We start from the raw sequence: 12,944 nt of genomic DNA, 5'->3' as shown, positions 1-12,944 counted from the left end.
GGCAGCTCTTCGCGGCTCACGATTCCGGCAGCCAGTACCGCTGCCTCGATAGCTGAGGTCACCTTTTGATTAATGAGTTCCAGTGGATTGCTTGTCATGATTATTGCTCCTCCTGTATATGCAAACTGATGGCAAAATGCCCCGAGAAATCCTCAAATACGTACAGATCATAAGTCCAGCTCACCTGTCCGGTAAATCCGTCCATTCGAATATCGAGCTTCTGCGTATGCGCAGACATGTTCAGGCTTAAATAAGGCGATCGGTAAAATCCCGGCAATCTTCGTCCCAGCGCAAATGACTGCTCCGACTGCACCTCACCGTGGCGAATCAGCTTAAGCTCATCCGGTCCGATTTTGACCGTGTTCCGTGTCGTTCCGCCCTCAGGTCCCTCTTGGGGTTCATCGTACCTTATATATAGATGCTTCCCACGCATGATCGCTTCTCCGGGAAGCTCCTGTACCACATCTTCTCCGTCATGATGACTATGAAGACGGATTTGGACCTTTGCATTGTGTGGCATGTGTTCAAACTCCATTCTATCGCTATCCTACTGTACTACTATATCCAGTTCCCGATTGCAATTCAAATGAGATTTTACAAAAAGATGCTTTCATCCAAAAAATTTAGCTACCGTGGAGTGACTTCATCGGATATCTGGCTAAAGCTTTCGATAAATCGGGAAGCCAGAGAAGACATGTATCTATCCTTGAGCCAGACAGCCGCCACACGAGTATGCAATTCTTCACACATAATTTCCTTCACGATTAACTGGTTATTACTGCCCAGAGACAGCGCTGACCGTGAAATCATGCCGATCCCCAATCCTTCATTAGCCCAATGAAGCGTAGTGCGAGCATCATCGTTTTTGCAAAAGAAATTCGGCTCAAAGCCATGCTTTATGCAGGTATTGTGGATCAGTTGCTCAAAGCGGCGGTATACGATAAGGGGTCTATCTTTCAAATCAGACAGCGGAATCGTCTTCTGTTCGGGGTTCCAGTCATGCTCTTCTGTCATCACCGCGACCATCGGCTCGGAGGCCGCATATCTGCACCCCAGACCGGTGGTGTTAAACGGCGTTCTGACGATACCAACCTCTACAATGCCCTTGTTCAGCAGATCGAGGACCATGAACGTATTTCCCTCATGAATTTCAAATTTTACGCCCGCATAGGTTTTGTGAAATTCGGAAAGCCTGTCTTTCATCAGGGCTGCGCCGGAAGAAGAGACGGTTCCAATCGTGAGCGTTCCCTTCATCCCCATGGCAAAATCGTTTATTTCCCTCGTCGTGGCATCGGTCAGCTCCAAAATCTGCTTGGCCCTGTTCTGCAAAATGATCCCCGCCTCCGTCAGATGAATGCTTCGCGAGCCTCGATGCACGAGCTTTATACCCAACTCTTCCTCTAACTGCATGAGCTGCTGACTGAGGGGAGGCTGTGCGATTTGCAGCTTTTTGGCTGCCGCTGTGATTTGTCCGGCCTCTGCAATAGCCAGAAAATACTTGAGATGTCTCAATTCCATCATGAACCTCCGGTACTGATATATGTAAAACCTATACCTCTAATATATATTAAATATTATTCATATGGTTTGGGATATGCCATAATCATAATCAGTTATCAGGTTGGGGCAACGGGCTTTATACATTATTCAGGTTAGGTGATGGTTTATTTGCTGAAATTTGCTGTTTTTTTGAAACCCTATAAAAAGGAAAGTATTCTTGGCCCTCTGTTTAAACTGGTTGAGGCGATTTTGGAATTACTGCTGCCCACCATGGTAGCTCTGATGATTAATCATGGCGTTGGCAAAGGAGACACCCATTATGTTTGGCAAATGGGTCTTTTGATGCTGCTCATGACTATACTGGGCTTTGGCAGTTCATTAGTGTGTCAGTTTTACGCAGCCCGGGCCTCTCAAGGATTCGGAACCACGCTGCGCAATACGATGTTTAAGCACATTTCATCGTTCTCTTATGCTGATCTCGATAAGTTTGGTACGCCCTCGCTCATCAACCGAATTACGAATGATGTCAATCAGCTCCAGACGGCTGTAGCGATGCTGATTCGTCTGGTCATTCGCGCTCCTTTTATTTGTATCGGGGCTATTATCATGTCGATGATCTTGGACTTCCGCCTTGCTTTGGTACTGTTGGCAGCTACTCCGATTCTGGCTTTGATCCTGTATCTGGTCATTACGAAGGCTTCACCGCTGTACCGCCTGTATCAGAAAAAGCTGGACAATATCGCTCTTGTGCTAAGCGAAAATCTTACAGGGGTAAGGGTCATACGGGCCTTTGCCAAAAGAGGAGCCGAACGAGTCAAGTTCAACACTGCCTCGGATGACCTGACCCAAACCGCCATTCGTGTCGGGCGTATTTCCGCTTTGCTCAGCCCGGCCACCTTGTTAGTGGTTAACGGAGCCATTATTGCGATCCTGTGGGTCGGCGGCATTCATATTCAATATGGTTCTCTTACGCAAGGGGAGATTATTGCTTTTATTAATTATATCACGCAGATTTTGCTGGCTCTGATCGTGGTAACCAATTTAATCATTCTGTTCACCAAGGCCGCAACCTCGGCAGCACGGATTCAGGAGGTTCTGGATACACAAGCTTCGATTGCCGATGTGACTACGGCTACAGGCCGGGCTGGTTCAGATGAGCAGGACACCGTACCGGCTATCGCTTTTGACCACGTCTCCTTCGGATACAATAAAACGGGGCAATTGGCGCTTAACGATGTTACCGTAAACATCTACCCTGGTGAAACGGTCGGCATCATTGGAGGGACGGGTTCGGGGAAATCAACATTTGTGAATCTCATTCCCCGGTTCTATGATGCGGTGGAGGGACATGTGCAGATCGATGGCATCGACGTTCGCCAATATAAGCTTGAACCATTGCGGCAGAAAATCGGGATTGTTCCACAGAAGGCGCTGCTGTTCACTGGCACCATAGCGGATAATATTCGCTGGGGTCATGAACACGCTACCGATGAGGAAGTTGCCCGGGCCGCAGCGATTGCACAAGCGGATGAGTTCATTTCCAATCTGCCCGAAAAATACGATGCTCCTATTGCCCGAGGGGGCCTTAATCTGTCGGGAGGTCAAAAGCAACGTCTCACCATTGCCAGGGCTATTGTAGGGAATCCGGAAATCCTCATTTTGGATGATTCCTCAAGCGCACTTGATTTTGCAACCGATGCCGCCTTGCGTACATCGTTACGGGAAAACAGCAGCAGCATGACCGTCCTGCTTGTCTCGCAACGGGTGAGCAGCGTACAGCATGCTGATAAAATTATTGTGTTTGATGAAGGACGGATTGTCGGTGTCGGCACACACGAACAGTTGATGGGTAGCTCAGATGTATATCAGGAAATTAATCGTTCCCAGCTCTCAACGCAGGAGGTAGACCAATGAGCGCCAAGGAAACCTGGAGAAGATTGTTAACCTATGTAGGTCAATATAAAAAAACATTGTTTTGGGTCATCATCAGCGCGATTCTCAGCGTACTTGCCAGTCTGATCGGCCCCTACATGATCGGTCAGGCCATCGACCACATGGTGGATAAGGGTGCGGTGGATTTTAGAGGGATTGCGCACATTCTTGCCGGATTAGGCATGGTGTATGCCGTAGGCAGCTTGTTTAGCTGGCTGCTCACCTATTTGACGAACCGTATTGCTTATCAGACGGTCAATGATATGCGGCAGGAGTTATTTGATCATTTTAATATCCTCCCGTTAAGCTTCCACGACAATCACCCGCAAGGTGACAGCATCAGCCGTTTTGTGAACGATATGGATGCTGTGTCGGATGGATTGCTGCAAGGCTTTTCTACCTTGATTACCGGGATTATTACGATTATAGGCTCGATTGTGCTCATGCTGTACATCAGTCCAATGATGACGCTGGTCGTGCTGGTGTCAGCCCCGGTCACGTATGGTGTGGCACGGTTCATTACCACACGATCCCAGCGCATGTTCCGCGAACAGGCCCAAATTTTAGGAAGTCTGAACGGTTATGTAGAGGAAATGATCGGCGGACAGCGGGTGGTCACAGCCTTTCACTATGAAAACCGCTCGTTTGAGGAATTTGCCGCCAAGAACGAACAATTGTATCAAGCCGGGGTAAAATCACAGTTTTACGGATCATTGTCCAATCCCTCTACCCGATTGGTGAACAACATGACCTTCTCGGTCACGGCGATGATCGGCTGTATCTCCATCATTCTGGGTGTGATTTCGGTAGGGGGATTATCAAGTTTTCTGATCTATACGAATTTGTTTACCAAGCCTTTTAATGAAATTACGGGTGTGCTGACCCAATTCCAGTCGGCTACGGCTTCCGCTCAGCGTATATTTGCTATTTTGGACTCGCCGCCTGAGCAGCCAGAAAAATCGAACGCCGTACAGCTGGTACGCAGCAAAGGCACGATTCTTTTTGATCATGTCAAATTCTCCTATACCCCGGAACGTACGCTCATTACGAACTTTAGTTTGGAGGTTAAGCCGGGCACCCGTATTGCGATTGTCGGGCAGACCGGAGCTGGTAAAACCACACTCGTCAACCTGCTCATGCGATTCTATGATGTAGATAGCGGCTCGATATCCATCGACGGGGTGAACATCCACGACATGAGCCGAGACAGTCTGCGGACGAACTTTGGCATGGTGCTTCAGGATACATGGCTGTTCAGCGGTACGATTCGGGACAATATCGCTTACGGAAAGCCGGAAGCGACGGAAGAAGAAGTGATCGCGGCTGCAACGGCTGCCAATGCGCATAGCTTCATCAAGCGCCTGCCTCATGGCTATGATACAATCATCAGCGGATCAGGCGACAGCCTGTCACAAGGCCAAAAGCAGCTGCTCACCATCGCGAGGGTGATTCTCGTCGATCCACCTATGCTGATACTGGATGAAGCGACCAGCAGCATTGACACCTTGACAGAAGCGCGTATTCAGAAGGCATTTATGAAAATGATTGCCGGACGCACCAGCTTCGTGATCGCCCACCGACTATCAACCATCCGCGAAGCGGATCTGATTTTATACATGAAAAACGGCGATGTAGTGGAAAGTGGAACCCATGAGGGGCTGCTTGCAAGCGGAGGCCATTATGCCTCGCTCTATAACAGCCAGTTCACTACGGCCTAGCATATCAGGTGAGGGGATAAGCCGATTGCTCTTATGCAATCGGCTTTTTGGGTTGTGATGTATGCTAAAGCAGAAGGTACTTCGTTAACAACTTCGGAATCGAGTCGGTGTTAGAAATGCAGTTTCATTTACGCACTTTCTTTATTTGAATACACAGCGAGATATCCTAGTGCTAATAAGCCTGTGTTTATAAAGCAAACTATTAAACCGCTTACCTCTACTTTTCCGATAAGTAAATATATAGCAAAAAAGTCCGGTGAAAAATGAACAACCCTTTCTGAGAAAGATATCTACAAAAAGAATATGTATATGATAATGTGTGAATTTAATTTAAATTATATAACACATAAGCCAAGCCTTGGATATGACAGGCTTGGCTTATTTTTTACTCTAAGTTAGAAAGTAGTGAAACTATTATGTAGTCCATCAATACCAGTTGACCCGTCCCACGAATGCCTTAGCTTCAAACCCCTGCGCCCGTAGCGGTTGGATGGTCCACTTGCTCACTTTCCTGAAAATCCCGGCGATAGAACCAGCCGATCAGGACAGCAATGGTCGTCATGGCCGCAGCCAGCAGGTACACCTGCACCATACCAAAGCGGTCTGCATACCAGCCCAGGAACAGTAAAGACAGGCCGAAAGCGAGATTCGTAAGCACATCGATACCCGCCATCACTTTGGGAAGCTGAGCGGCCGGGGCACTCGTTTGCAGCAAGGTGCGGCGAATAATGCCAGCCATTTGAACCGGTAAGCCGGATACAGCAAAAAGAACAAGCGCAGCGACCGGGATCGTATTGAGTGCAAACACTATCGTAATCAGCACATACACAAGCAATGCTCCGAGCATGTACAGAAAGCTGTTCTTTTGCAGCCGCTTAACCAAGCCGACGACAAGCAGCCCGCCCAGAATTGTACCGGAGAAAAAGGAAGCATTCATAAAGCCCCACCAGCTTGCATCCTGATGCAGCACCTGAGTAACATACGCCAGAATAAATACACCCAGCCACGAGGTTCCTCCAATGGTATCCACACTATCCACGATCATTAGAGACCGGATGCGGCGGTTATGCCAAATGATTTTCCATCCTTCACCAAGCTCCTTCCAGTGAGAGCCTTTTTCTTTTGAATTTGCTGTTTCTGTTGAATTGTTCGAGGATTCTGAGGATTCGGGGCTTAATTCCTTTTGATCCAGCGGATCACGAATGAAGGACGTAACCGTTACAGCCACTAAATAACAACAGGATGCGATCACAAGCGTATTCAGGGAACCGAGCCAGGCCACAATAATCCCACTCAACGCCCAGCCTGCACATTTAACCACTTGATCACTGACCGCCACCATGCCGTTCGCACGCATCAGCCCCTCGCCAGTTGCCAATCGGGGTACAAGCGCATTACGTGACGGGTTGGTCCAGCCATCCAAAAATGACATGCCGAACACCATCACAAAAATGAACAGAAACGACCTCTGCTCAGGTGTGATCCACAGGTAAAGCAGGAGTAATGTAAAAATGATAAACTGCCCAAATTGGGAAAACAGCAACACCCTCGTTAGCCGGAAACGACTGAGAACCACGGGAGCCACCAGTCCACTAAGCACCTGCGCAGACAAGCGGAACAACGGAATTAAAATGGTCGTCATTAAAGAATTACTTGAGCTGAACACCAGTACCACTACACTCAACATGTAGATGATATCTGCTACGTTGGAGATCGTCTGCGAACCCCACAGATAATAAAAAGAACGTCTGATCAAAAAAGTTTCCCCCTCTTTCGTACATAGCCGATTTGTGTGTTTACATAACCAAACCTCCTCTAGATGATATTTCAATTCTGTCTAATGTTTGGCTTTTTGTATATTTCTACACACACCCTTAAATTCCCTTCTTTTATCTTAAAAGGAAATACGGTGTCCAGTATGGTCTATTCTCATTTGCGCCTTTTATTAAATATCAAAAAAAGCGCCTGTAGCACTCTTTTTCACCTGAAAACAGGCTACAAAGAATGCCAAGACGCTTACTAACAAGGGCTACTTCGTCAAATCCTCCACAAATTTAGGCAGCACGAACGCTGCCTTGTGCAGACGCGGACTGTAATATCGTGTGTCCATTTCGGGAATATGTGCCTCATCGACTTCGAGCGGATCATACCTTTTGCTGCCCAATGTGAATGTCCACAGACCGCTCGGATAGGTCGGAATATTCGCCCCGTACACACGTACAATCGGGAAAATTTCCTTCACATCCTTGTTGACCTTCTGAATCAGGTCGGCTTTGAACCAAGGGTTATCCGTTTGCGCCACAAAAATGCCATCTTCCTTCAACGCTTCAAAGATACCTTGGTAAAAACCGCGTTCGAACAGCGGTGCTGCCGGGCCAACGGGTTCCGTGGAATCGACCATAATGACGTCGTATTCATTTTTGTGCTCCAGAATATGCATATAGCCATCATTGATCAGCACTTCCACATTAGGCTCGTCCAGCTTTCCGGCAATTTCGGGCAAATATTGTTTGGAATATTCGATCACTTTACCGTCGATCTCAACCAGCACCGCCTTTTCGACCTCAGGGTGCTTGATGACCTCACGAATAACGCCGCCATCGCCACCGCCCACCACCAAAACCTTCTTCGGATTTGGGTGTGTGTTCAGAGCGGGATGCGCTACCATTTCATGATAAACGAACTCATCCTTCACGGTTGTCATTACCATACCGTCCAGTACGAGCATATTGCCGAATTCCTCGGTCTCCATCATTGCCAGATCCTGAAAATCCGTTTTCTCGGAGACGTAGGTTTGTTTGATTTTTGCCGTAATGCCGTAAGAGGGAGTTTGCTTCTCCGTAAACCACAAGTCCATCATTTCAACCTTCTTTCTCATCAAAGTATGTATCCGACAATAAACACGATATCTGTAACACATAAACGCCGAGTTTGCTATATTTATTGTAACCAAACACACTGCACTTTCACACTTTTTTGCATTATAAGCAATAACCCGATAGCCTGCAAAAATCTTTTTCAGATTGGATCTGGTATAAAATGTACACGTACGCGCATCTGATGAATAGACGCTTTCGGATTGACAATACTGAGAACATCAACCAAGGAAGGAGGTGGCATGATGGCCGGTACAACTAAGCAATCACCCAAGCGCAAACCGCTCTGGGTTCGATGGTTTCAGGGACTGATGTCACTCACCATTCTGACGGTCATCGCCGCCTGCATTCTGCTCGCCTATTTATATACGACCAGTCTTCCGCTCGCGGATACGGATCGGAATTCACGGCTGCTCGACAGCCAGGGGAAAGTCATTGCCACCTTCTCTGCCGGAGGCAAGGAGTCTATCCCTGTCCAACTGGATCATATTTCACCCGATCTGATTGCGGCTACGCTGGCTGTAGAAGACCGGAAGTTTTATGATCATTTCGGGTTTGATTTCAAAGGTCTGGGCCGGGCGGTGCTCGTCAATGTGACCCGTTGGGACATGTCGCAAGGGGCCAGCACGCTGACACAGCAGCTTGCACGTAATCTGTATCTGTCCCATGAAAAAACCTGGACACGCAAGGCCAAGGAAGCCATCTACACGGCACAGTTAGAAATGAAGTACACCAAGGACGAGCTGCTTCAAATGTATTTGAATGAAATTTACTATGGCCACGGTGCCTACGGTATTGAAGCGGCTTCCCAGATGTATTTTGGCAAATCCGCCAAGGATCTGGATCTGGCCGAAAGCGCCCTGCTGGCAGGTATTCCGAAAGGACCGACCTACTATTCGCCGTATAATCATATGAAAAACGCGAAGGATCGGCAAAAGGTTGTACTCGATTCCATGGCGCTCACAGGCAAGATCACTCAGGCCGAAGCCACCAAGGCCTATGGGGAAATCCTTGCCCTGCGGCCCGAGAGCCAGCGCCGGACAGTTGAAGCCGCGCCCTGGTTCCGCGACTACGTTCGCCAGCTCGTGATTCATCAGCTTGGAATTAGTGAGGGCGTGCTGGAGCACGGCGGCCTGAGCATTTATACCACGCTGGACATGCACATGCAGCAGGCAGCCGAGGCCGCAGTAAGCGAAGGCATGAAGAGCAGCAACGGTCTGGAGACCGCGCTGATCTCCATCGACCCGCGCAGCGGGCACGTCAAGGCGATGGTCGGTGGAGCCAACTATGTCGCCAACCAGTACAACCATGCGCTCGCCACGACCCGGCAGCCCGGATCGTCCTTTAAGCCGATTATGTATCTGAGCGCACTCGATTCCGGCGAATTGACGAGTACGTCCAAGTTCGAAAGCCGACCGACGTTGTTTCACTACGACAACAACCGCAAAACCTATAAGCCCAAAAATTTTGGAGATAAATATTTGGGCGAAATTGATCTGCGACGCGCGATTGCGGCGTCCGATAATATTTATGCCGTAAGCACCATTTTGAAGGTGGGGACGGATAAGGTCATGGATCTCGCCCGCAAAATGGGCATCACGAGCGAGCTGAAGCCCGTGCCGTCACTGGCGCTGGGCGTATCGCCCGTCAGCCCGTTCGAGATGGCCTCGGCCTTCTCGGTCATCGGCAGCGGCGGGCAAAAGGTCGCTCCGGTGGCGGTGCTGCGCATCACCGATGCGGCCGGGCGGTCGCTCTATGAAGCGCCGCAGGCCGCGCCCGAGCAGGTGGTGAAGCCCGCCTCCGCCTACGTTCTCACACGCCTCATGGAAGGCGTGTTCGAGGAAGGCGGCACCGGCAACCGGGTCGCGAAGCTGATCAAGCGCCCGGTTGCCGGCAAGAGCGGCACGACCAACACCGATGCGTGGATGGTCGGCTTCACACCCGAGCTGTCCACCGCCGTCTGGGTCGGCTACGACAAGGGTAAGGCCATCAGCACGCAGGATGCCCGGCGGGCGGCACCGATTTTCGCGCAATATACGGAGAAAGCGCTGGAGAATGTGCCGCCCAAAATCTTTCCCATTCCTGACGGCGTCGTCAGCGCCTACATTGATCCGGCCAGTGGCAAGCTGGCTGCACCGGACAGTCCCGACAAGCGGCTGGAAGTGTTCGTAAGCGGAACAGAGCCGAAGGAAACACTGTCGGGGCAGAACAATCCGCCGGAAGCAACGCAGAATGACCAGGCCGAGCAGCAGGCAGAGAAGAAGTCATGGTGGGGCAATTTCAAACGATGGTGGATGGATTAACCACAAAAAAAGACTGAAGGCACGCTATCAGCGCTCCCTCAGTCTTTTTGCTTTTTTTTATATCAACCGCCAAATTATGCTTACCAATAGCAGCTAAACGACTCAATGCGGTTGGTGTCTATCCCAAAATATGTCCAAAAACGGCCGTTCCACCGGAATCCCGCCACTGATGTTCTGCCTACAAAGACCGGATATAGCCAGAAGCGCTCTCCGCTCGTCAGCCATATAAACGTGTTGCGGAACAAACAGCCGGAAATGGCTCCGGGATCAATAGCATAGGCGGAGACCAGCGGCTTCGGTGGTGTAAATTGCGGTGGTGGGGCAGTGGGCGCCTGAACGCCTTGTGGTCCTCCTTGCGGACCGAAAGTCCCCGGCGGCGGCGAAAACGACCCTTGCCCTGTTGACGGGCCAAAAGGCCCCTGTGGTGTACCAGGAAATTGTGGACTCGAAGGGCCTGGGCCTGGCGGCATGGATGTACCCGGAAACCCCGTTTGCGGTCCAAAAGGACCCTGTGGCATTAAAGACATGCGGTTCACTCCTTGTGTTTTAGGCTGATGTATCCTATGCGAGACATCAGCCCGTGGACTAGGCGAATACCCATACCGCCACTGCATTTTTCTATTTCGTCCCTTTACATCCATAATTCTTACATCCTGACCCGATTAACTCCCTGTCCGAACATGCTCCAGCTCAATTTCATGCCACATTTTAATCTCAAATCGTTTTCTCAACTCGTTATACTGATCCAGTAGTGGATATTCATATCCGAAGTGAATGGAGCACTTCCTATATCGCTGAATATTTCCTTTAAAAAAGAGAGAAGATGTTAACATCTAATATCCCGTCCAAGGAGTTGACCTCAATGCAAGATTCCAGTCCAAAAATTACAACATTTTTCATGTTCTCCGGTCAAGCAGAAGAAGCCATGCAATTTTATACCTCCGTTTTTGAGCCGTCCAACATCGTTAGCGTATTCTATCAGGAGGATGGAAGCGTGTTACATGCCGTATTCTCCCTAAAGGGTCAAACCTTCATGGCTATTGACCAAAACCATCAGGACAAGCACCCTTTTACTCCGGCCCTATCGCTGTTCGTCACCTGTGATTCGGAAGAAGAAATTCACCGCGTGTTTGACCAGCTATCTCAGGAGGGACAAGTTCTAATGCCACTGGAAGCCTCGCCCGTAAGCCAACTATTTGGCTGGGTTCAAGATAAGTACGGAGTTTCATGGCAGTTGAATTTGGCAAAATAACCCGACCAAGATAACTCTAATCTCAGCCGGGTTATTTATTATTAAAGTGTATTCATTATCACATGCTGACCTTTACCTTGATGATCATGTTTGGTATGTTCATTCCGGCATTGCTTACCTACATGAAAAAGAAATAGACCGCTCCACACAAAGGTAACGGTCTATTGTTTGACCCTACTGCCGACTGCTCTTTAAGCAGTTGTTTGTGCACTGGAGTCGTGTTCCTGCACGGCTCCTTTACTATTCTCACCTCAGTATAGCTCGTTTTTATGACGTAAATACAGCTTTTTTCTTCAAAAACTTTACTGATTGCGTCGCTATTTTACTTGTTTATATTGAATAAAAAACATACTGTTCAATTTCTGTCTGTTTACAATAAGCTTTTTCTTCCTAAATACGAACGGGTATAATTAAAACAATATTTCATCTTTTTTTGATGATAATATTAAATTTGATATGTGTTAGTAAAAGGATGTGTAAAATTGTCTAATGAATTAAGCAATAACGACGACAATATTCAAAAAAATTTTAGTGCAGATTGTGAAAAATGTTTTGGTTTATGCTGTGTAGCTTTACCTTATGCAAAGTCTGCTGATTTTGCTTTCAACAAGGATGGAGGGGCTCCTTGTCAAAACCTGAACGCGGATTATCGCTGTGGTATTCATAAGAATCTAATAAATAGCGGCTTGCGAGGCTGTACTGTATATGATTGCTTTGGAGCAGGTCAAAAGATTTCTCAAGTTACGTACAACGGAAAAAGTTGGCGAGACAACCCGGCAATAGCTGAGGAAATGTTCAATATATTTCCCATCATGCAACAGCTTTACGAAATGCTTTATTACTTAAATGAAGCCCTTAGCTTAGAAGAAGCTCAATCCATCTATACAGACTTACAAAAAGCTATGGCGAAAACCGAGCAACTTACGGATCAAGATCCAAAATCCCTTATAGATCTTCATGTACCGACCCATAGGGCGCTAGTTAATGATTTGCTTTTACAAACAAGTGAATTAGTACGCGAAAAAGTTAAGAAAAACATAGAACACAGTAAATATAGTAAAAAAATTAAGCAAAAAGACCTTATCGGTGCAAATTTAAGAGGTGCTAATCTTAGAGGTGCCAATTTGAGAGGAGTTTTACTTATAGCTGCTGACCTCCGAGAAGCTGATATGAGAATGACCGACCTTATCGGTGCAGATTTTAGAGACGCTGATTTAAGTGGAGCTAATCTCGAAGGAAGTATTTTTCTCACACAAGCGCAATTAAATTCGGCTAAAGGCAATTGTAAAACGAAATTACCCCCTTCTCTAAGCATTCCAAATCATTGGTTAAATTAAATATAAGTAATTAATACCTTAAAAGC

The 12,944-nt window shown here is 48.0% G+C and carries 11 protein-coding genes; 6 read left to right on the top strand and 5 right to left on the bottom strand.

The window, feature by feature from the left end; genetic code table 11:
• Nucleotides 1–100: 100 nt before the first annotated feature.
• Both L696_RS0109895 and L696_RS0109890 read right to left on the bottom strand, forming a co-directional pair.
• The gene (locus L696_RS0109895) at nt 101–535 is read right to left on the bottom strand and encodes a YwiB family protein (RefSeq protein ID WP_081750711.1); all 435 of its coding nucleotides are present in this window, start codon (nt 533–535) and stop codon (nt 101–103) included.
• Nucleotides 536–627: 92 nt separating this feature from the next.
• The gene (locus tag L696_RS0109890; protein WP_025683503.1) at nt 628–1,518 is read right to left on the bottom strand and encodes a LysR family transcriptional regulator; all 891 of its coding nucleotides are present in this window, start codon (nt 1,516–1,518) and stop codon (nt 628–630) included.
• Between the two features lie 150 nt (nt 1,519–1,668).
• On the opposite strand from L696_RS0109890, the gene L696_RS0109885 reads away from it, so the two are divergent.
• Both L696_RS0109885 and L696_RS0109880 read left to right on the top strand, forming a co-directional pair.
• Nucleotides 1,669–3,414 carry an ABC transporter ATP-binding protein gene (locus L696_RS0109885; protein WP_025683502.1) on the top strand — a complete coding sequence of 582 codons (1,746 nt, stop codon included), beginning with the start codon at nt 1,669–1,671 and terminating at the stop codon, nt 3,412–3,414.
• Nucleotides 3,411–5,150, top strand: a complete 1,740-nt coding sequence (locus tag L696_RS0109880) for an ABC transporter ATP-binding protein (RefSeq protein WP_025683501.1) — start codon at nt 3,411–3,413, stop codon at nt 5,148–5,150. The genes L696_RS0109885 and L696_RS0109880 overlap by 4 nt, the downstream gene beginning before the upstream one ends.
• 463 nt (nt 5,151–5,613) lie before the next feature.
• Here L696_RS0109880 and L696_RS0109875 read toward each other — a convergent pair whose 3' ends face one another.
• Nucleotides 5,614–6,906 carry an MFS transporter gene (locus tag L696_RS0109875; RefSeq protein ID WP_025683500.1) on the bottom strand — a complete coding sequence of 431 codons (1,293 nt, stop codon included), beginning with the start codon at nt 6,904–6,906 and terminating at the stop codon, nt 5,614–5,616.
• 273 nt (nt 6,907–7,179) lie between these two features.
• The gene (gene speE, locus L696_RS0109870) at nt 7,180–8,007 is read right to left on the bottom strand and encodes a polyamine aminopropyltransferase (protein ID WP_025683499.1); all 828 of its coding nucleotides are present in this window, start codon (nt 8,005–8,007) and stop codon (nt 7,180–7,182) included.
• A 264-nt stretch (nt 8,008–8,271) separates the two neighbouring features.
• On the opposite strand from speE, the gene L696_RS0109865 reads away from it, so the two are divergent.
• On the top strand, nt 8,272–10,329 hold the full coding sequence (locus tag L696_RS0109865) for a transglycosylase domain-containing protein (RefSeq protein ID WP_025683498.1): 2,058 nt from the start codon (nt 8,272–8,274) through the stop codon (nt 10,327–10,329).
• Between the two features lie 80 nt (nt 10,330–10,409).
• On the opposite strand, the gene L696_RS0109860 is transcribed toward L696_RS0109865, so the two are convergent.
• Nucleotides 10,410–10,856, bottom strand: a complete 447-nt coding sequence (locus L696_RS0109860; protein WP_025683497.1) for a transporter — start codon at nt 10,854–10,856, stop codon at nt 10,410–10,412.
• Nucleotides 10,857–11,191: 335 nt separating this feature from the next.
• Between L696_RS0109860 and L696_RS0109855 the strand changes: the two genes are divergently transcribed.
• From L696_RS0109855 to L696_RS0109850, 3 genes are all read left to right on the top strand, one after another.
• Nucleotides 11,192–11,581, top strand: coding sequence for a VOC family protein (locus L696_RS0109855; RefSeq protein WP_025683496.1), 390 nt, complete (start codon nt 11,192–11,194; stop codon nt 11,579–11,581).
• Between the two features lie 62 nt (nt 11,582–11,643).
• Nucleotides 11,644–11,718, top strand: a complete 75-nt coding sequence (locus L696_RS32675; protein WP_425339310.1) for a putative holin-like toxin — start codon at nt 11,644–11,646, stop codon at nt 11,716–11,718.
• Between the two features lie 345 nt (nt 11,719–12,063).
• Complete coding sequence (locus tag L696_RS0109850; protein WP_025683495.1) at nt 12,064–12,918, top strand: pentapeptide repeat-containing protein; 855 nt, start codon at nt 12,064–12,066, stop codon at nt 12,916–12,918.
• The last annotated feature ends 26 nt before the right edge of the window (nt 12,919–12,944 follow it).

The organism is Paenibacillus maysiensis (assembly GCF_000520815.1).
GTDB classification, from domain to species: domain Bacteria; phylum Bacillota; class Bacilli; order Paenibacillales; family Paenibacillaceae; genus Paenibacillus; species Paenibacillus maysiensis.
This window is presented reverse-complemented; position numbering and strand designations above follow the sequence as displayed.

Bases quoted from the DNA above. Each gene is read 5' to 3' on its own strand.
- L696_RS0109855 (WP_025683496.1), top strand. From the start codon at position 11,192: ATGCAAGATTCCAGTCCAAAAATTACAACATTTTTCATGTTCTCCGGT.
- L696_RS0109890 (WP_025683503.1), bottom strand. From the start codon at position 1,518: ATGGAATTGAGACATCTCAAGTATTTTCTGGCTATTGCAGAGGCCGGA.
- L696_RS0109865 (WP_025683498.1), top strand. From the start codon at position 8,272: ATGGCCGGTACAACTAAGCAATCACCCAAGCGCAAACCGCTCTGGGTT.
- L696_RS0109860 (WP_025683497.1), bottom strand. From the start codon at position 10,856: ATGTCTTTAATGCCACAGGGTCCTTTTGGACCGCAAACGGGGTTTCCG.
- L696_RS0109895 (WP_081750711.1), bottom strand. From the start codon at position 535: ATGGAGTTTGAACACATGCCACACAATGCAAAGGTCCAAATCCGTCTT.
- L696_RS0109880 (WP_025683501.1), top strand. From the start codon at position 3,411: ATGAGCGCCAAGGAAACCTGGAGAAGATTGTTAACCTATGTAGGTCAA.
- speE (WP_025683499.1), bottom strand. From the start codon at position 8,007: ATGGACTTGTGGTTTACGGAGAAGCAAACTCCCTCTTACGGCATTACG.